This window comes from Bacteroidota bacterium (genome assembly GCA_023957335.1).
GTDB lineage: Bacteria > Bacteroidota > Bacteroidia > NS11-12g > UBA955 > JALOAG01.
Window position 1 is genome coordinate 315,626 of record JAMLHC010000002.1, and the last position, 17,645, is coordinate 333,270.

The following is a 17,645-nucleotide window of genomic DNA, read 5'->3' on the forward strand; positions in this document are numbered from 1 at the left end:
ATGACGGATTCAATAGCAATCAATTTAGCCTACATATCTGAGCACCTCAAATGTTTCTGCATATTTTGCATGAATTTGCACACCGCGCGTTGTAGCTAAAGAGCGAACAAACTCAGCATTAGCATACATTCTATGCGACTGCGACTTATATACCTCGAGGGCTTCAATTTTTTTTTGCAAATCAGTTTCAGACAGTTTGATAAAACCGCTTGTGCTGAAATTAAGGTTGTTCCAGGGCATTTCGTAGCACAAAATACTGCTGAATTTGAATGCTCGCAGCCCCTCCTCTGCAATGGTTTTGTGGTCTTGATGAATGTCGTTGAGCGAAGGCATCAATACCAAAGAAGGTTTAATTTTTTCTCTAAGCGCAATCAGATTCTCAAGAATTTCTTGCCTGTGATAATTAAAAGTCCTTACTTGGTAATCAAACAATATAAGCCTCTGAGCAGGGATACCAAGAACTTGAGTAGCTTGTTTCACTTCTGTTATCAACACATCTTCTTTAAACTCAGGCTGTACTGATTGTTTGCAAGCAGAAAATGCTGCATAGTAAACTTCTCTGCCCATGCTGTTTAGCTTATGGATTGTTCCACCGCAGCCAAACTCACCATCATCGGTGTGTGGTGCAAGAACAAGGACCGGTGCATTGTTGTTTAGTAGTTCCATAGATTAATCTATAAATGGATAATGAGAAATTACAATGGGATATTGCCGTGTTTTTTCTTAGGTAGGTTTACTACTTTATTCTTCAACATTTGGAAAGCCGCAATTAATTTTTGGCGGGATTCTTCCGGAAAAATCACTTCGTCAATAAATCCACGTTCTGCGGCTCTGTAAGGATTGGCAAAAATATGAGCATATTCAGCCTCTTTTTCCTGCCATGCCTTTTCAGGATCGGCAGCAGACTGAATGTCTTTTTTGAAGATGATTTCTGCTGCACCTTTGGCTCCCATTACAGCAATTTCGGCAGTTGGATAGGCAAAGTTCATATCAGCACCAATGTGTTTTGAGTTCATTACATCATAGGCTCCACCGTATGCTTTTCTAGTAATAATTGTAATCCTCGGCACAGTTGCTTCGCTGAATGCAAACAACAGCTTAGCGCCATTGGTAATAATGGCGTTCCATTCTTGGTCTGTGCCGGGCAAAAATCCGGGGACATCCTCAAAAACAAGTAAGGGGATGTTAAACGCATCGCAGAATCGCACAAACCTTGCCCCTTTTTGAGAACTATGCACATCCAAACAACCGGCAAGGTAAGCCGGCTGATTAGCCACAATACCAATACTTTTACCTGCAAGTCTGGCAAAGCCAACAACAATATTTTCAGCAAAATTTTTGTGTACTTCAAAAAATGATTCTTCATCTATCACACCCTCTATAACCTCTCTAATATCATAAGGCTGATTGGGGTTTGAGGGTACAATACGCTGCAAAACATCACGACTTTCATCTCCTTGCGGCTCGTATGGCAGGTCGGGTGCGGTTTCCTCACAGTTTTGAGGCAGATAGGAAAGCAGTTTTTTCAGATTATTCAAACATTCAATTTCATTTGCAAAAGCAAAATGTGCAACCCCTGATTTTGATGAATGGACACTGGCACCTCCAAGTTCTTCGCTTGTAACCTCTTCATTGGTAACCGTCTTTACAACATTGGGACCTGTAACAAACATATAGCTAGTATTTTCAACCATAGCAATAAAATCCGTGATGGCAGGAGAGTAAACCGCACCGCCTGCGCAAGGACCCATTATAGCGGAAATTTGAGGAATAACACCCGAAGCCAATGTGTTTCGATAAAAAATATCGGCATAACCGCCCAGCGATACCACACCTTCTTGAATTCTGGCTCCTCCGGAATCGTTTAACCCTATCACAGGCGCACCATTCTGCATTGCCAAATCCATTATTTTACAAATTTTTTCTGCATGTGTTTCAGACAAAGAACCACCAAAAACAGTAAAGTCCTGTGAAAAGACATACACAAGCCTTCCGTTTACAGTTCCATAGCCTGTTATTACGCCATCTCCAAGAAATTTCTGGTTATTCATTCCAAAGTCTTGACTTCTGTGTGTCACAAAAGCACCTATTTCTTGGAAAGAGCCTTCATCAAGAAAAAATGCGACTCTTTCTCTAGCGGTTAATTTCCCTTTTTTATGTTGAGACTCTATTCGCTCTTTTCCTCCACCCAAAAGTGCTAGTTCTCTTTTGCTATTTAACTTTTCACGCTTTTCCATTTATTCTTTTCCATTTATTCTTTTTCTAATTCTTTTTCTAATTCATCGGTCAATTCAAGGTTGTGATAAACCATTGTCACGTCATCGTCTTCCTCAAGTTTATCAATCAGTTTAAAAACCTTCAATGCAGTTTCTGTATCCAGTGCGGTAGTTGATTTGGGGATACGCTCAAGCTTGGCACTCGCGACTTCTACTTTATTGTCTTCAAATGCTTTTTGCATTTTACCGAAATCTTCAAAAGAAGAGGTTACCTCAACAATTTCGTCCTCCCACTCAATATCTTCTGCACCCATTTCTATGAGTTCTAATTCAAATTCTTCTTTATCCCTGCCTGCGATGGCAGCAAGGTTGATTTCAAAAATCCCCTTTTGGTCAAAAATGAAAGACAAGGAACCATTAGTGCCAAGGTTTCCATTGAATTTATTAAAAGCAGCTCTCACATTGGCAACAGTTCGGGTAGGGTTGTCGGTGGTTGCTTCCACAAAAACGGCAATACCTCCGCTTGCATATCCTTCGTAGGTAACATATTGCAAGTTTGCTCCTTCTCCACCTGCACCTTTTTTAATCGCTTTTTCTATTGTGTCTTTGGGCATATTCACGCCCTTTGCATTTTGAATGGCAAGTCTAAGGTTGGGGTTGAAATTCGGGTCGGGTCCGCCATCTCTTGCTGCCATGGTAATATTCTTAATAATTCCTGTAAATGCCTTGGAACGTTTGGCATCCTGCTTGGCTTTTCTGTGTTTAATATTTGCCCATTTACTATGTCCTGACATATCTAAATCTGATTCTATTAAGTTGCAAATTAAGTCCTTTTAGACTGATTTTTTCAAGCATACTATTCAAACAAGAATATCATGTATCATTGCAATTACACAACTTCCAAAATTAATATTAATGCTTACAACCATTATTGCTGCCACTATTCCTATTGTATTTATCTCAACGATTATTTATATAATTGACACAGAGAAAGAACCGATTCCCTTGCTCATCAGGTGTTTCTTGTGGGGAATGTTGATAGTGCTCCCCGTTATCTTGATAGAATCAGTATGGCAAATCATAGGAAGCCGATTGCACCTCAGTGGTTTTTATCGAAGCGTGTATGATGCTTTTGTAAGTGCCGGATTTTCGGAAGAGTTATTCAAGTTTATTGCCACTTGGCATATTTTGAGAAAGACAAAATATTTTGACCAATTCTATGACGGGATTGTATATGCGGTTTTTGTTTCAATGGGTTTTGCTTTGGTTGAAAACATACTATATGTGGCGGAACACGGGATGACAACGGCTGTTATCAGAGGTTTACTGTCAGTACCTGCTCATGCATTCTTTGGTATTTTCATGGGCTTCCATCTGTCGCTTTGGCGTATTGGCAAACCTGCACATAAGGAAGCAAACTTAGTATTAGCATTACTAATCCCTATTGCTATACATGGATTATTTGATTTTTTCCTGATGGATTTAAATTTGAGAATAGAATCTCAACCTTGGATTGTTCTGGTGTATATTATTTCTTTTTTTACTTTAAACCTTTGGTTCTGGCGTGCAGCATACAGAAGAATTAAGCATCACATCAAAAAGGACAAAATTGCAAACAACACAAAAAATGGGAATCTTCAATAAACAGCAAGGATGATTACAGCCTTCAAATTCATAAACAACTGCTTATTTCTATAAATTCTCAAATAAGTATTCAGTAATTTTAGTCATCAAGTGCAACCTATCCTTACCATAAACATTGTGCTTATGCCCCGGATAAACAAAATAATCCAGATTGGTATTATTGTTTTTGATACATTGTTGAACAAACAAGAGGCTGTGCTGCCATAATACTACATCATCATCGCAACCGTGAATCATCAATAGCTTCCCTTCCAGCTTGTCAGCATAATTGAGCAGATTAGCTTTGTCGTACCCTTCTTTGTTCTGATTCGGATTGCCCATATAACGCTCTGTGTACATGATTTCATACATCCGCCAATCAATGACCGGTCCACCGGCTACACCGACTTTGAAAACTCCCGGTGTGCGTGTCATCAGTGAAGTTGTCATAAAACCTCCAAAACTCCATCCATGCACTCCAATACGACTTGCATCCACATAAGGAAGTTTTTTCAGAAAATCAATGCCTACTAATTGGTCTTCGACTTCTTTTGTGCCAAGTTGGCCATACACAGCACTTTCAAATTCAAATCCTCTGTTGGCAGACCCTCGGTTGTCAATTGTAAAGACAATAAAACCCTGCTGTGCCAAAAACTGCATCCAAAGGTTGCTGGCTCCTAACCATGTGTTTCGCACCAATTGGATATGAGGACCGCCATACACATAAACAATGACAGGATAATTCTTGTTTTCATCAAAATTAACCGGCTTAATCATGCGGGCGTAGAGTGTTGTATTACCGTTTTGCAAGGGGAAAATGGATGTTTCTCCCAATTGGTAGTTAGTCAACGGATTCGCTGCAATATAAATATTGCGCAAAACAGCTCCTGTTTCACTCAACAAATCAATTTTTGTTGGAATGACAAGAGATGAATAAGAGTCAAGGAAGAAATTCCCGGTCTTATTCACCTGAACCGTGTGGGTTCCTTGTACTTCTGTAATTTTTCTAAGTTTAGCGTTTGATATCGCAATAGCATAAACATGTCTTTCCAAAGGACTGTCTTTGGTTCCTTCAACATATACATGTTGAGTTTCTTCGCTGATTCCAACAATATTGGTAACCACCCAAGGTCCATTGCTTAACTGACGTACAAGTTTTCCATTAGTTTTATATAAATATAAATGGTTGTACCCATCTTTCTGGCTTTGCCAAATAAATTGTTCGCTATCCCAAGGTAAAAACAATGGACCATGTTGAGGTTCAACATATTTTTCATTAAATTCACTTAACACTATCATATCTAGATTGCCATCATCCACCCAATAACGCTCAAGCCACATATTCTTCTGATTACGAGAAACTTTGGCTATATAAATATAATTATCATCGGGAGACCATGTGATGTTGGTAAGATATTGATCATAAGGACCTTCTATGTTTAAATAGCGAACTACATCCTTGTCTGTATCATAAATACCAATCTTGACGGTGTGACTTGTCGCCCCTGCAAAGGGATACTTGAATGTATGCATGGTTGCAGGTCTATCAGAATTTTGATAGGTACTGTAATCAGTTACAGCGCTTTCGTCCATACGGTAAAAAGCTAATTTATTTCCATCATTACTCCAAAACAAACCTTTCTCAATTCCAAACTCACTTCTGTGAACCGCTGTTCCATATACAATTCCGTATTTACCGTCTTCTGTCAATTGTCTTACTTTGCCCTCATTTTTGAGATACAGATTGTAATCTTTTGTAAATGCGAGTTTTGATTTATTGTTATTCCATTCCGGATTTTCAGCATCCACCGGTATCTCATTAACTACACCGGCAGTATTATCCGAACGGTTATACCTTATCACTTTATTTCCCGAATTAAACTCCAATGTGTTGTCACTAATCCATAAAATTTTGGGGAAAGCTGACAATGCCCCAACTTGTGCAAGTCCCAGTGCACTATTTAACAAGTCTAAGGTCAAGGATGAGTCTGTTTGTAGTTTGTCGATCCTTTCCACATAGAGCTTTTTGGTATCAGTTCGAGAATAAGCAAAATACTCGCCCGATGGCAGAAAACTCAGATTGGGCAGTCCTTTGGGATATAGGCTCGAATTAAGAACGGCATCTTCCAAAGTGAGCATCTGACTTTGAACAGCAAAAGAGAGAGGGAGCAGAAGGAAAAGTATTGTAGCTTTTCTTAGAACATTCTTGGTGTGTAGGAGGGTAATCATTGGTATAGAGTCATTGATTCAACAGAGCACAAACTAACTACTAAAATTTGAAAACTCCTAATACTGGTGCTGTGATTTTGCTACTTCTTTGATATAAATCGAACGAATTATTAATGGGAAAAATCACTAATGATTTCCTATACAGGACACCTCGGGTCCTAAGCAAAATATTGCATCAAAAATGGGTGCATTCTGAACAAACCCAAACTTATGAGCAAAAGGTTGAGGATATGGCTGAATTTCATAATGATGAGTTCGCAAACGTGGTTTAGCTGCAATTAACTGAATGTTCACATCCCATTGCAATGCCTTGTGTGCCCACTCCAAAACACCTAAAACAAAATTGATAAAACGTTCATCCTTCTGACTTTCTAAAACATTCCATAGTTTATAGTCATAATACTCAAAATATGGAGTTTTACCATATATGGTTTGAAGCGTATTTTTAAACTCTTTCAACCATTTTGATTGGTTTGAAATTAATAAATCAGATACTCGAGTATCAAATGATTTTTTTTGCAGAGGAACACTAAAGTTGCTGATTTTATTGGGACCTATTAACACACAGCGATTAGCTGCAAATGTTTTGGCGGATTCTATCTCATCAGAAAGTAGCAAATTTTTTCCATCACCGGAATAGTTTAAGAACCAATTCAAATCCGGAAACAAGTACACGGGTGCGATATAAAAATCAGGCTTTTTCAACAAATCCGTTATCTTTACAAAGTTCTAACATCTGTTTATTGCTCAACTTGAAAACAGGATGAATAAAATTGGGTAATAACTCAATTAAAGGCACAAGACAGAATCTTCTGTTCTGAATTTCCGGATGTGGCAATATCAAACTAGAATTTTGCATCACCATTGAGCCACAATAAAGAATGTCTAAATCTAATGTTCTCGCCCCCCATTTTTCTTTGCGCAACCTGCCTTTTTTTATTTCAATATTGAGCAATTCTTTCATCACAAACCTCGGTGGCAAAACCGATTTAAAAACAAATAATTTATTATAAAAATCCGCTTGGTCTGTCTTACCCCAAGCCTTAGTCTTGTATAGTGAGGACTCTAACACTTTGCGATTGAAAGCAAGTTTTGATAATTCAGATTTTGCAAAATTTATATTGCCAATAACATCTCCTATGTTACCACCGGAAAGAATACAATACAAATTGGTTTTTGACATATTTATTTTACCTTTGCCACTATGCAACACTATGTTTATGCAGAGATTTCAACCTTCCTTTATGTGATTTTCGGAATATTGTACTTACTCTATAAGTACTCTGCTTCCAAAAAAGGAAAGGAGAAAAACACCCCCAAACATTCGCATCCAAAAGTAGAAATTTTAGAGCAACTTGAAGAGTTACTTAAGAAAAAATCAAGTATTAAGATAGACCCCATACCTGCCCCCATAGCTCCACCCATTTATAACTATCAGAAAACGCCACAAAAAAAACCTATCAGTCAAAATCTGGATCTCGTTGATATTGATGAGCAAGACAATAGTGACGGGAGTATTATGGGAGTTTCAGCCAAAGAAGCAATTATCTTATCTGAAATTTTGAAAAGACCTGAGTATTGAAATTGAATTAATCAAAAAATAACTCACCTTTCATTGGCTTAATATCTTTGAAATCAAACAAATAACTGATATTTAAACCCAAATAACCACCGGAATACCCCATTTCAAAAAGCGGTGTATGCGAATTCTTATCATTGATTACATTGAGCGTCATAGGAGAACCTAATCCTCTTTTGTAAAGAACTCCAATCGTAAAACAATGACCGCTTTCAAACTCACGCATATACTCCACTCCTAAATTCAAACTATATGAAATTCGTTGATGGATAAAAGCTTCCACCGCAAAAGGATTATCCGGTGAAGAGCGCGAAAAGGTTACTTTATCTTTGTTTTGATTCACAAAAGTGCTCATGCCAACCAATTCTCTCATTGAAGATTGCTTGTTCATTGGCTGTCTCAAATAAAACCCAAGGGGTATTTCAAACCCCCATACATTCCCTCTAATATATTCATTAATAGGATTGTCATAATTGACAATTGTATAACTTTTTGAAGACAATAAAAAACCGGTATGTAACGCAAAACCTCCATTTAAACCGTATTGCGCCATTATTCCCCCCACCAAACCGGCTGCATTTTTTCTATTATAATCCTTTGGCAAAGGATCCATCAAGCTGACTCTTGAAAGATTGGGAGTAATTGCCAAACCGGCTCTAAATCCTTTTTGTGAATATGTGTTATAGGAAAACACAAATGCTAAAACAGAAAGTAGCAATAACTTGCGATTGGTCATGGGTTCAAAAATAAGATTTTTATCGGTACGAATAGTAACGGAAGATTCATGCAGAAAGTGGTCTGATACAATTCTAATCACTACTTTTGCAATATGGCTCTAACAACCACAAAGCTCCTGTTAACTTTTCATAATATTTTTAAAAACAATATTGATAATTCTGACTTGTTCAAAAGAGCAGAAATAGCTAATCCCTGGTTCACTGAGCGCAACTGCAAAATTACTTTCCAATCGTGGATGAAAGCATTAGATGACGCGAATGCTCAACAATGGTGTACACAAGAAAACCTTAGCTTAGAAATCAAACACTCTAACAAAAAAGTAGGATTGATTTTAGCCGGAAATATACCACTGGTCGGCTTGCATGACATCATTTGTTCTTTAATAATGGGATATGCTATAGTTGTAAAACCTTCAACGCAAGACTGCGTTCTCATCAAATGGATGCTTGCAGAAATCATCAAGGCATTACCCGAATTAAAAGATGCGATTGAATTAAGCGATGGTTTTGTAAAAAACGCAGATGCATATATTGGAACCGGCAGTAATAACAGTGCTAGATACTTTGAATATTACTTCAAAAGCAAACCAAACCTAATCAGAAAAAACAGGACATCAGTAGCCATTATTTATAATACGATTACAGACAAGGAGGCGGAAGCATTAGGAAAAGACATTTTCAGCTATTTTGGTATGGGATGTAGAAATGTTACTCACCTCTACCTCCCTCAAGATTTTCAATTTGAGAGATTGATAAATCAATGGGAGTCATACAGTGAGTTAATCCATCATAATAAATACGCAAATAACTATACCTATCACAAAGCCATTCTTTTGATGAACCTTGACAAACATCTTGACACAGGCTATTTGATTTTGGTAGAGAGAGAGCAAATACAATCTCCGGTTGCGCTTCTTTCTTATAGCTTCTACGATAAAAAAGAGGTTGTTTTAGAAAAGATTCAAATCGAAAAAGACAACATACAATGTATTGTAACAAATGATATATCTATCGCAGACAATGCGGTTTTGTTCGGACAAACACAAGAGCCTATGTTATGGGACTATGCAGATAGCATTAACACAATAGACTTTCTTCGAAACATTTAAAAAGGAGAAACAAAATCCTTAAACAAAGGTAATTTAGCATCTTTATCAGACACAATCGGTGTATCAACATTCCATTGAATATTTAAGTCAGAATCATTCCAATAGATGCCGCCTTCGGTCTCCGGATAATAGAAATCAGAGCATTTATACTGAAAAACTGTATAATCCTCTAAAGTTGCAAAACCGTGTGCAAAACCGCGCGGGATATACATCATCAATTTATTTTGTTCGGATAATTCAGCTGCAAACACCTTCCCGTATGTCTTGCTTCCACTTCTAATATCAACTGCAACATCGAGTACCCTACCCTTCACCACCCTCACCAGTTTTGCTTGTGGATGCGGGTCTTTTTGGAAATGCAATCCCCTGACAGCACCCTTCATACTCATAGATTGATTATCTTGCACGAAATTGTCAACAATTCCATTTTTCACAAAAACTTCTCGGTTATAGCTTTCAAAAAAATAGCCTCTTGCATCCTCAAAAATTCGAGGTTCTATGAGTAGCAATCCATCAATCCCAGTTTCGATAACTTTCATTCAAGGTCTCAAAATTAAGTTTTAATCACAAGAAATTCAGATAGTTTTACACTAATTGCCAACCCTAATAAATGAAAAAGCCCCGACAAAGCGGGGCAATTCCAAACCATTAACTTTAAACTATGAAAACTTTCTTAATTAATTCTGAACAACAGAAACAAAACTTCTGTCATTCTTTTTCTTCGTAAAAGTTACAATTCCATCAGTTAAAGCGAATAATGTATGGTCTTTACCTATACCTACATTCTCACCCGGGTGATGAACTGTACCTCTTTGACGAACTATAATATTGCCGGCTTTGGCTATTTGGCCACCGTACAATTTCACACCAAGTCGCTTACTGTGCGACTCTCTTCCATTATCCGAACTACCTGCTCCTTTCTTATGTGCCATTTCTCTTTAAATTTCTTAGATGTTAATTGCTTCCACTTTAATCTTAGATAACTGCTGTCTATGACCATTCAGTTTTTTGTAACCTTTTCTGCGTTTTTTCTTGAATACAAGAACTTTATCGCCTTGCACATGCTCAATAACAGAAGCTTTTACTGAAGCACCTTTAATTGTTGGAGAACCAACTTTGATTTTTCCTTCATTATCAATTAAAAGCACATTACTAAAATCTACAGTTGAACCTGCTTCATTATCCAATCTATGAACAAATAATGACTGATCTTTTTGCACTTTGAATTGTTGACCTGCTATTTCTACGATTGCGTACATTACTCTTGTTTTGAGGGGTGCAAATATAAAACAATTTTTTTCAAACACAAACTAATTTTTATTTTCTTTTTTGGTTATTCCATTCTCATCGAAAGATATAATCTATGTATAAAAAACTATGACAGCGGTCAATAAACTCCATACCTTTGCAGTTCACTCTACTTGTATGCTTCTCCGCAAAAAAAATCCCAAGCTGACAGATGTCACAACAGTTGAAATCCATGTATTTGGTTTTGTTCAAGGGGTTTATTATAGAAAATTCACAAAAGAAATTGCCATCAAGCTCAATATCAAAGGCTGGGTAAAGAACTTAGACGATGGTTCTGTCTTAATTATGGCAAGTGGCGAGCAAAATTCTATTGAACTTTTTATTGAAAAATGCAAGGAAGGGAATATTTGGAGTAAGGTTTCAAAGGTTGAAGTAACACCTGCGCAAAATGCAAAACCCTTTACCAATTACGTTATTATCAGAAAAGTATAGATTCTTCACTCATGGTGGTAGGGTAATTGCTTTTGAATAGTAAAAGCTCTATATAATTGTTCGCAAAAAACAGCTCTGACCATTTGATGGTTAAAAGTCATGGCAGAAAGTGACAATGCAAAATCCTTGCGCTTATAAATGTTGTTTGAAAATCCATAAGCTCCACCAATTAGGAAAACTATCCTACCTCTCGCATTAATCATCCAATTTTGAAGTTTATCGGCTAAACCAATGGATGATAGTTGCTTGCCATTTTCGTCCAGAATCACAACAAAATCATCTTTTTTTATACTCCCTAAAAACATCTCCCCTTCCTTTTCCATCAATATTTCGCGGTTTAAATTACCGGCATTCTTTACATCGGGGAGTACGAGCATTTCAAACTTGCAAAACCTAGACAATCTCATTGAATATTCATCAATTAGAGGCTGTACCCCTGCCAGGTTAGTTTTTCCAATAAAGCCTAATAAAATTTGCAATATTCTTAATTAATTGGAAAGTATCTTAAACAGTTCATCCAAATTGGGTGTCAAGATGATTTCAGTTCTTCGGTTCATGGCACGTGCTTCAGGAGTTTTTAAAGGATTAAGAGGAAAATATTCACCTCTACCCGAAGCAATAATTCGTTTTGGCTCTATTTTCCCATCATCGGTAAGTATTCTCACAATAGAAGTAGCACGCAATACACTCAAGTCCCAATTATCCTTCACATAGCTTCCTTTAAGAATAGGCACATCGTCTGTGTGTCCTTCTACCATTATAGTAACATCTTGCTGTTCCATTAACACTTTTGCCAACTCAAGCAATGCTTTTTTCCCTTGCGGATCCACTTCAATACTACCTGACTTGAATAAAAGTTTCTCCTGCATAGAAACATATACCTTACCATTTTTTACTTCAACAGTCAAACCGTTATTTTGAAAATCAAAGAGTGCTTTTTGCATTTTATCTTTAAGTACCAAAACAGTAGAATCTTTGGCACGCAAAATTCTTTCAAGCTCCATCACTCTGGCTTCTCTCTTTGCCAAATCAGCTTCCAAAGATTTTATTCTAAGTTCTGTATTGCGTAATTGTTCCTCTTTGTGCATCACATCTAACTCTCTTTGTTTAAGCAAATCTGACGTTTCAAGCAAGTCCCGCTTTGTTCTATCCTGTTCATCTCTTGAATTTGCAATGATTCTTTGTTGCAAATCTTGCAGATCATTATAGAGTTTCTTAGTTCTTTCTAAAGCCATATAACATTCAGCAGAATCTATCCTTAATGATGCAATATCCTTTCTGAGACGTTCCGCATTCTCTCTTTCAGCCATTAACTGAGTTTCAGCTTCTGCCAAACTTGACTGATACTTGTCGCGTTTTTGAACGCACTCATCATACTGGGTTTTGAGTTCAGAATATTTCCTTTCAGACACGCAACCCACAACAATCATGGACAATACAACAAACAAAGACGATAATTTTAGCACTTTCATAAACTTCGATTTAGCCCACGAAAGTACAATATCATGAAATTGCAAGGGGTAATTTAACCTAATCTAAACGGATTAGTTATAAAGAACTGTTTATAATAACAGACATACAGCAGTAGAATGCAAAGTGACATATATAAAAAAAGGTTGCCATTGCAGACAACCTTTTTTGTTCAGTACCCGGGACCGGGGTCGAACCGGTATGAGTGTTACCTCACTGGTGTTTGAGACCAGCGCGTCTACCAATTCCGCCACCCGGGCATATCCTTGTAAACAGGGCTGCGAAAATAGTATTTGAATTCATTTTAACAAAAAATATCTTTGCAGTAAAATTTACCTGATTGGGCAAACAACTCCTCATATTATTAGGCGGCATTTTTTGCTGTATTTTTCTGATTGAAATCATACTTAAGATATTCAACCCTTTTATCACCTCAAGCAATGCAGATAATTCAAGTTATTGGAACTCAGCTCCCAACTATATCTTAGAAATAAAACCTGAACATTTCAAAAAAAAGAATATCCTGTTTTTTCTAAGTACATCTTCTAACGATAGTTTACACAACTCTCTTTGGATTCAAAGATTAATGCAAGAAAAGTCAAACGAAAATTATGTTCAACTTGCGGACATTACTATTAATGATAAATTCCTAAACAATATCACATCTCTGAAAGACTATCTTGAGAAATATACCCCAAACACACTTGTTTTAGAAATAGACCCGGCTATCATCATAGATTTTGTTGATGTTCCTAATTATCATTTTGACAATGACAACACCAACAATCTTTTATACGCAAGGAATTCAGAAATTCTACATTCATTTAAGGCATTATTTTCACAAACTTATGATGATACCATAGTTAAATTTAACGCTTCAAAAACCTCTATTGGATACAAAGATACATCCCCCGTATTAGACAGTAAAATTCTATCTAAAGCCACGGCTATGTCAGATTTATTAGTGCGCAACATTATTTCGCTTCACCACTTTTGCAAGAAACGAGGGATTAGACTCATTATTGTTCCTTCGCCTATTCTATGGCGAGCTTCTGACATCAATGACCGCTACAGCAGACTACCTCTTAATAAAATTACACTTACTCACGAAACTCCAACATCTTGGTACGCAGAACTGTATTACTTGATGCTGAAGAGAATAGAAAAAAAACTACCCACAAGTATAACCTGGATTGAATTATACAAAAACTTTCCCTCTGACAGTCGTTTCTTTCATGATGGTCTCAGACTAAATGACTCCGGACAAGTTTTTTTTAGTCAAATGTATATTGGAAGATCCCAACTTATAAGAGAATATAGGGAACTTTTCAATTAAAATCTATACAAACCGACATTCAATTAATAGTTTATCAGGCTTACCTTTGCACCCCTTCAAATGCGAATCGAACTCTCCGGCATAATCATAGACAAACTCAAAGACACAAGCAAACAAACCTTGCAACCCGCATGGCTGATTGGCGGTTATGTGCGCGATTTATTACTCCAAAGAGAGTGTAAGGATATGGATGTGGTTGTTTTAGGTAGTGGAATTGAGTTTGCTAAACGTTTTGCAGAAAATTTAGAAGAAAATGTTAGCGTATCATATTTCAAGAATTTTGGCACTGCACAAGTAAAATACGAAGATTTTGAAATTGAATTTGTAGGTGCTCGCAAAGAAAGCTATCAGAGAGATTCGAGGAAACCATTTGTAGAAGACGGAACATTGGAAGACGATCAAAAAAGAAGAGATTTCACAATTAACACACTTTCTATCTCACTAAATGAAGCGGATGCAGGCGAATTGTTTGACCCATTTGAAGGTTTAAAAGATTTAGAAGATAAAATCATTCGCACCCCTCTAGACCCTGATAAAACATTCAGTGATGACCCTTTACGAATGATGCGCGCCATTCGATTTGCAGCGCAACTTGGTTTTGAGATTGAAGAAAAGACGCTCAATAGCATTGCCAAAAATAAAGAGCGTATTCAAATCATTTCGGGCGAAAGAATTATTTCTGAATTAAATAAGATTATTTTATCAGTCAAACCTTCCGTAGGGTTTAATTACTTATTTGACACGGGATTATTACATATTATTTTCCCCGAAATGGTTGCCCTACATGGGGTTGAATGGATAAACGGCAAAGGTCATAAAGATAATTTCTATCATACCTTGGCGGTTTTGGACAATGTTGCAAAACAGTCAGATAACCTATGGTTGCGTTGGGCGGCCATCTTGCATGACATTGCAAAACCTGCTACAAAAAAATTTATTGAGGGAGATGGCTGGACTTTTCATGGACATGAAGACAAAGGCGCGAGAATGGTAAAACCGCTGTTCAGAAGGATGAAATTACCCTTGAACGAAAAGATGAAATATGTAGAAAAACTTGTTTTTTTACACCTGAGACCCATTGCACTTACCAAAGAAACTGTAACGGACTCTGCCGTCAGGAGGCTGATGGTAGAAGCAGGGGAAGCTATTGAAGACCTCTTAATCTTGTGCCAATCCGATATTACTTCCAAAAATGAAGCTAAAAAGAAGAAGTATCTGGCAAATCTTGAATTGGTAAAACAGAAGATTGCCGAAGTGGGTGAAAAAGACCGATTAAGAAACTGGCAACCACCCATATCAGGAAATGATATTTTGAATAGTTTCAGCATTTCCGACCCCAAACAGATTGGCATTTTGAAAAATAAAATTCGCGAAGCTATTCTTGAAGGCACTATTGAAGACAACAAGACCAAGGCATTTGAGTTTATGATGCGTGAAGGCAAATCAATGGGTTTACAAATCACCAACAGCCTCAACACTACTAAAAATAAATAATTACATTTGACACCCACATTTACAAAATATGATTTATAGATTTAAAATATGGTTTGAAGACGATGATGAAATCATCCGCTGGATTGATATGAAACCCACTCATACATTTAAGGATTTTCACGCAACTATACTCAATGCGATTGAATTTAAAGACAAAGAGCCTGCTTCCTTTTTTCTTTCCAATGACAAATGGGCAAAAGGATTGGAAATTACATTGGAAGATATGGGTTTTGACGAATCGGATTCTCCCAAAAACCTAATGAAAGACAGTTTGCTCAAGAGCCATATCAACGACCCTCATCAGAAGTTTATCTATATTAACGATTTCATGCAAATGTGGACACTGATGATAGAACTTCAGAATATCATAGCAGAGGATGCAAAGGGAATTACATATCCTCATCTCTATAAATCAGTCGGAAAAGCCCCCAAACAAGAGACCGGGGTTGTTGATTTCCCGTTGATTGACGGCATGGAATTTGACAATCTTGCCGAACAATTAATCAAAGAAAAAGGCAAACACAGAACAGATGCAGACTTTTCAGAGGATTTATCTTTTGATGACGAAGACGATGACGATGACTTTGATGATGAAGATGAAGAAGACAAAGATGAATTTGGTCCTGAGTATGGGGAAGAATATGACGAAGGCGATCATGCCTAATTTACCCTAAATCTACACCCTATTGAAAAGGTTGATAGTCATAGCCGGACCCACAGCTTCGGGCAAATCCCAACTTGCTATCCAACTGGCTCAAAAAATAAAATGTCCTATTATCTCTGCCGATTCGCGTCAGGTTTACAAAGAACTGAATATTGGTGTTGCCAGACCTTCCGATGATGAGTTATCACAAGCTGAACATTATTTTATAGCATCTCATTCAATTCAAAATCCATTGAATGCAGGTCAATATGAGAAAGAAGTAATGACATTGTTGAGCCGTCTTTTCTCCAAACACAACAATATCATACTATGTGGTGGAACAGGTCTTTATATTAAAGCAGTTACAGATGGTTTAGATATTTTACCTAAAAGTGTACCTGAAATACGCTCTGAACTCAACCGTATTTTTGAAGAGCAAGGTATCAGTGCGCTTCAAGAAATTTTGCTCAAATTAGACCCTGAATTTTATCCTCAAGCAGAAATACACAATCATCAAAGGCTTATCAGAGCCATTGAAATTGCCAAAATCAGCGGAAAATCCAACCTTGATTTCAGACGCAAAAAATTAGCCACAAGAGCCTTTGAAACAACTTCCTATTGTATTGACATAGAGCGACATAGACTCTACGAAAGAATAAACAACAGAGTGGATGAAATGACTATTAAAGGGCTGGAACATGAGGCAAAAAACCTATTATCTTATAAAAATACAGAGCCACTCAAAACCGTAGGTTACAGTGAATTTTTTGACTATTTTGAAGGCAAAACAGACTATGCCACCTGCATTTCCTTAATCAAACAAAACACACGCAGATACGCCAAACGACAAATAACTTGGTTCAAGAATCAAGGCGACTTTACTTTCATTGCACCGGAGGAGCTCCTCCATTTGTTCTGATATTATGCACGACTTCTTCAAACCTCTCCATGCGTTTGAGAAACATCGCTTCAGAGTCAATGACAGGGTCTAAATATTTCGAACTCAGCTCTTGTAACTCACTAATACCATTTGACACTTCACTCAAATACAGCTTAAAATCTTGCTTTCCATAGTCTCCATCTTCAACAGACTGTCTCAGTGTATGGAGCTGAATAAGCAGTTCTTCAGCCTCCTTGACTATGCTTTCTATATGATGGTCGAGATTGTCATACATCATAGCAAATCCTTGATAATCAATTAAAATTTGCTTTAGCTCTCCATCTATTTGCTGTGGCTTATCCATGTTTTGGAAAGAATCAAGCATGGAAATAATATACTGTTTTCTGTGCGCAATCTCCTCAAAATCTATCTCATCCAATTTGTATTTTATTTGAGCTAAGTCATTTTGTAACGAGTCAATATACTCCAACGAGCGTTGCTTTTCATACGCAGATTTAGATTGTTGATTACAAGCAACAACTCCGAGAACTAATAGAATAATAAATAAAAAGTTGATTTTCAATTTCAT

The 17,645-nt window shown here is 37.1% G+C and carries 21 protein-coding genes and 1 tRNA gene; 8 read left to right on the forward strand and 14 right to left on the reverse strand.

Features of this window, described 5'->3' with window-relative positions; translation table 11 throughout:
* Positions 1–24: 24 nt before the first annotated feature.
* Genes M9892_04810 through M9892_04820 form a run of 3 tightly spaced genes read right to left on the reverse strand, consistent with a single transcriptional unit; the run spans position 25 to position 3,010 of the window.
* Positions 25–666 (reverse strand): PIG-L family deacetylase, encoded by a 642-nt coding sequence (locus M9892_04810; GenBank protein MCO5253672.1) that lies wholly within the window; start codon positions 664–666, stop codon positions 25–27.
* 29 nt (positions 667–695) lie between these two features.
* The gene (locus M9892_04815) at positions 696–2,237 is read right to left on the reverse strand and encodes an acyl-CoA carboxylase subunit beta (GenBank protein MCO5253673.1); all 1,542 of its coding nucleotides are present in this window, start codon (positions 2,235–2,237) and stop codon (positions 696–698) included.
* Positions 2,238–2,251: 14 nt separating this feature from the next.
* Positions 2,252–3,010 (reverse strand): YebC/PmpR family DNA-binding transcriptional regulator, encoded by a 759-nt coding sequence (locus M9892_04820; GenBank protein ID MCO5253674.1) that lies wholly within the window; start codon positions 3,008–3,010, stop codon positions 2,252–2,254.
* A gap of 121 nt (positions 3,011–3,131) precedes the next feature.
* Here M9892_04820 and M9892_04825 point away from each other — a divergent pair, with 121 nt between their 5' ends.
* On the forward strand, positions 3,132–3,860 hold the full coding sequence (locus tag M9892_04825; protein ID MCO5253675.1) for a PrsW family glutamic-type intramembrane protease: 729 nt from the start codon (positions 3,132–3,134) through the stop codon (positions 3,858–3,860).
* A 48-nt stretch (positions 3,861–3,908) separates the two neighbouring features.
* Here M9892_04825 and M9892_04830 read toward each other — a convergent pair whose 3' ends face one another.
* The 3 genes from M9892_04830 to folK all read right to left on the reverse strand — a co-directional run bounded on the left by M9892_04830 (position 3,909) and on the right by folK (position 7,251).
* Positions 3,909–6,068, reverse strand: coding sequence for a S9 family peptidase (locus M9892_04830; protein ID MCO5253676.1), 2,160 nt, complete (start codon positions 6,066–6,068; stop codon positions 3,909–3,911).
* A 126-nt stretch (positions 6,069–6,194) separates the two neighbouring features.
* Complete coding sequence (locus M9892_04835) at positions 6,195–6,776, reverse strand: WbqC family protein (GenBank protein ID MCO5253677.1); 582 nt, start codon at positions 6,774–6,776, stop codon at positions 6,195–6,197.
* A complete protein-coding gene (gene folK / locus M9892_04840; protein ID MCO5253678.1) occupies positions 6,760–7,251 on the reverse strand; it encodes a 2-amino-4-hydroxy-6-hydroxymethyldihydropteridine diphosphokinase in 492 nt (163 codons plus the stop codon). The genes M9892_04835 and folK overlap by 17 nt, the downstream gene beginning before the upstream one ends.
* Before the next feature lie 21 nt (positions 7,252–7,272).
* On the opposite strand from folK, the gene M9892_04845 reads away from it, so the two are divergent.
* Positions 7,273–7,650, forward strand: coding sequence for a hypothetical protein (locus M9892_04845; GenBank protein ID MCO5253679.1), 378 nt, complete (start codon positions 7,273–7,275; stop codon positions 7,648–7,650).
* A gap of 7 nt (positions 7,651–7,657) precedes the next feature.
* On the opposite strand, the gene M9892_04850 is transcribed toward M9892_04845, so the two are convergent.
* The gene (locus M9892_04850) at positions 7,658–8,464 is read right to left on the reverse strand and encodes a hypothetical protein (GenBank protein MCO5253680.1); all 807 of its coding nucleotides are present in this window, start codon (positions 8,462–8,464) and stop codon (positions 7,658–7,660) included.
* Positions 8,465–8,476: 12 nt separating this feature from the next.
* On the opposite strand from M9892_04850, the gene M9892_04855 reads away from it, so the two are divergent.
* Positions 8,477–9,493: an acyl-CoA reductase gene (locus M9892_04855; protein ID MCO5253681.1), complete on the forward strand. Its 1,017-nt coding sequence runs from the start codon at positions 8,477–8,479 to the stop codon at positions 9,491–9,493.
* On the opposite strand, the gene rfbC is transcribed toward M9892_04855, so the two are convergent.
* The 3 genes from rfbC to rplU all read right to left on the reverse strand — a co-directional run bounded on the left by rfbC (position 9,490) and on the right by rplU (position 10,752).
* Positions 9,490–10,032: a dTDP-4-dehydrorhamnose 3,5-epimerase gene (gene rfbC / locus M9892_04860; GenBank protein ID MCO5253682.1), complete on the reverse strand. Its 543-nt coding sequence runs from the start codon at positions 10,030–10,032 to the stop codon at positions 9,490–9,492. The genes M9892_04855 and rfbC overlap by 4 nt on opposite strands.
* Before the next feature lie 138 nt (positions 10,033–10,170).
* Positions 10,171–10,425, reverse strand: coding sequence for a 50S ribosomal protein L27 (gene rpmA, locus M9892_04865; GenBank protein MCO5253683.1), 255 nt, complete (start codon positions 10,423–10,425; stop codon positions 10,171–10,173).
* 15 nt (positions 10,426–10,440) lie between these two features.
* Positions 10,441–10,752 (reverse strand): 50S ribosomal protein L21, encoded by a 312-nt coding sequence (gene rplU, locus M9892_04870; protein MCO5253684.1) that lies wholly within the window; start codon positions 10,750–10,752, stop codon positions 10,441–10,443.
* Positions 10,753–10,870: 118 nt separating this feature from the next.
* On the opposite strand from rplU, the gene M9892_04875 reads away from it, so the two are divergent.
* Entirely contained in the window at positions 10,871–11,233 is a 363-nt protein-coding gene (locus M9892_04875) for an acylphosphatase (GenBank protein MCO5253685.1), read from the forward strand.
* A gap of 5 nt (positions 11,234–11,238) precedes the next feature.
* On the opposite strand, the gene M9892_04880 is transcribed toward M9892_04875, so the two are convergent.
* The 3 genes from M9892_04880 to M9892_04890 all read right to left on the reverse strand — a co-directional run bounded on the left by M9892_04880 (position 11,239) and on the right by M9892_04890 (position 12,963).
* Entirely contained in the window at positions 11,239–11,712 is a 474-nt protein-coding gene (locus tag M9892_04880) for a 23S rRNA (pseudouridine(1915)-N(3))-methyltransferase RlmH (protein ID MCO5253686.1), read from the reverse strand.
* Between the two features lie 9 nt (positions 11,713–11,721).
* Positions 11,722–12,705, reverse strand: coding sequence for an OmpA family protein (locus M9892_04885; protein ID MCO5253687.1), 984 nt, complete (start codon positions 12,703–12,705; stop codon positions 11,722–11,724).
* A 174-nt stretch (positions 12,706–12,879) separates the two neighbouring features.
* Positions 12,880–12,963, reverse strand: a tRNA-Leu gene (locus M9892_04890).
* An 80-nt stretch (positions 12,964–13,043) separates the two neighbouring features.
* Here M9892_04890 and M9892_04895 point away from each other — a divergent pair.
* Genes M9892_04895 through miaA form a run of 4 tightly spaced genes read left to right on the forward strand, consistent with a single transcriptional unit; the run spans position 13,044 to position 17,095 of the window.
* Positions 13,044–14,039, forward strand: a complete 996-nt coding sequence (locus M9892_04895; protein ID MCO5253688.1) for a hypothetical protein — start codon at positions 13,044–13,046, stop codon at positions 14,037–14,039.
* A gap of 60 nt (positions 14,040–14,099) precedes the next feature.
* Positions 14,100–15,533, forward strand: coding sequence for a CCA tRNA nucleotidyltransferase (locus M9892_04900; protein MCO5253689.1), 1,434 nt, complete (start codon positions 14,100–14,102; stop codon positions 15,531–15,533).
* 28 nt (positions 15,534–15,561) lie between these two features.
* Positions 15,562–16,197 (forward strand): plasmid pRiA4b ORF-3 family protein, encoded by a 636-nt coding sequence (locus M9892_04905; GenBank protein ID MCO5253690.1) that lies wholly within the window; start codon positions 15,562–15,564, stop codon positions 16,195–16,197.
* Positions 16,198–16,219: 22 nt separating this feature from the next.
* Complete coding sequence (miaA, locus tag M9892_04910; GenBank protein MCO5253691.1) at positions 16,220–17,095, forward strand: tRNA (adenosine(37)-N6)-dimethylallyltransferase MiaA; 876 nt, start codon at positions 16,220–16,222, stop codon at positions 17,093–17,095.
* Here the strand turns inward: miaA and M9892_04915 are convergent.
* A complete protein-coding gene (locus M9892_04915) occupies positions 17,061–17,645 on the reverse strand; it encodes a hypothetical protein (GenBank protein MCO5253692.1) in 585 nt (194 codons plus the stop codon). The genes miaA and M9892_04915 overlap by 35 nt on opposite strands.

What these genes read in the sequence shown, in the direction of transcription:
- M9892_04820 (MCO5253674.1), bottom strand. Translation starts at nt 3,010, where the DNA reads ATGTCAGGACATAGTAAATGGGCAAATATTAAACACAGAAAAGCCAAG.
- rfbC (MCO5253682.1), bottom strand. Translation starts at nt 10,032, where the DNA reads ATGAAAGTTATCGAAACTGGGATTGATGGATTGCTACTCATAGAACCT.
- folK (MCO5253678.1), bottom strand. Translation starts at nt 7,251, where the DNA reads ATGTCAAAAACCAATTTGTATTGTATTCTTTCCGGTGGTAACATAGGA.
- rplU (MCO5253684.1), bottom strand. Translation starts at nt 10,752, where the DNA reads ATGTACGCAATCGTAGAAATAGCAGGTCAACAATTCAAAGTGCAAAAA.
- rpmA (MCO5253683.1), bottom strand. Translation starts at nt 10,425, where the DNA reads ATGGCACATAAGAAAGGAGCAGGTAGTTCGGATAATGGAAGAGAGTCG.
- M9892_04875 (MCO5253685.1), top strand. Translation starts at nt 10,871, where the DNA reads ATGACAGCGGTCAATAAACTCCATACCTTTGCAGTTCACTCTACTTGT.
- M9892_04905 (MCO5253690.1), top strand. Translation starts at nt 15,562, where the DNA reads ATGATTTATAGATTTAAAATATGGTTTGAAGACGATGATGAAATCATC.
- M9892_04845 (MCO5253679.1), top strand. Translation starts at nt 7,273, where the DNA reads ATGCAACACTATGTTTATGCAGAGATTTCAACCTTCCTTTATGTGATT.
- M9892_04825 (MCO5253675.1), top strand. Translation starts at nt 3,132, where the DNA reads ATGCTTACAACCATTATTGCTGCCACTATTCCTATTGTATTTATCTCA.
- M9892_04810 (MCO5253672.1), bottom strand. Translation starts at nt 666, where the DNA reads ATGGAACTACTAAACAACAATGCACCGGTCCTTGTTCTTGCACCACAC.
- M9892_04815 (MCO5253673.1), bottom strand. Translation starts at nt 2,237, where the DNA reads ATGGAAAAGCGTGAAAAGTTAAATAGCAAAAGAGAACTAGCACTTTTG.
- M9892_04915 (MCO5253692.1), bottom strand. Translation starts at nt 17,645, where the DNA reads ATGAAATTGAAAATCAACTTTTTATTTATTATTCTATTAGTTCTCGGA.
- M9892_04855 (MCO5253681.1), top strand. Translation starts at nt 8,477, where the DNA reads ATGGCTCTAACAACCACAAAGCTCCTGTTAACTTTTCATAATATTTTT.
- M9892_04885 (MCO5253687.1), bottom strand. Translation starts at nt 12,705, where the DNA reads ATGAAAGTGCTAAAATTATCGTCTTTGTTTGTTGTATTGTCCATGATT.
- M9892_04900 (MCO5253689.1), top strand. Translation starts at nt 14,100, where the DNA reads ATGCGAATCGAACTCTCCGGCATAATCATAGACAAACTCAAAGACACA.
- M9892_04830 (MCO5253676.1), bottom strand. Translation starts at nt 6,068, where the DNA reads ATGATTACCCTCCTACACACCAAGAATGTTCTAAGAAAAGCTACAATA.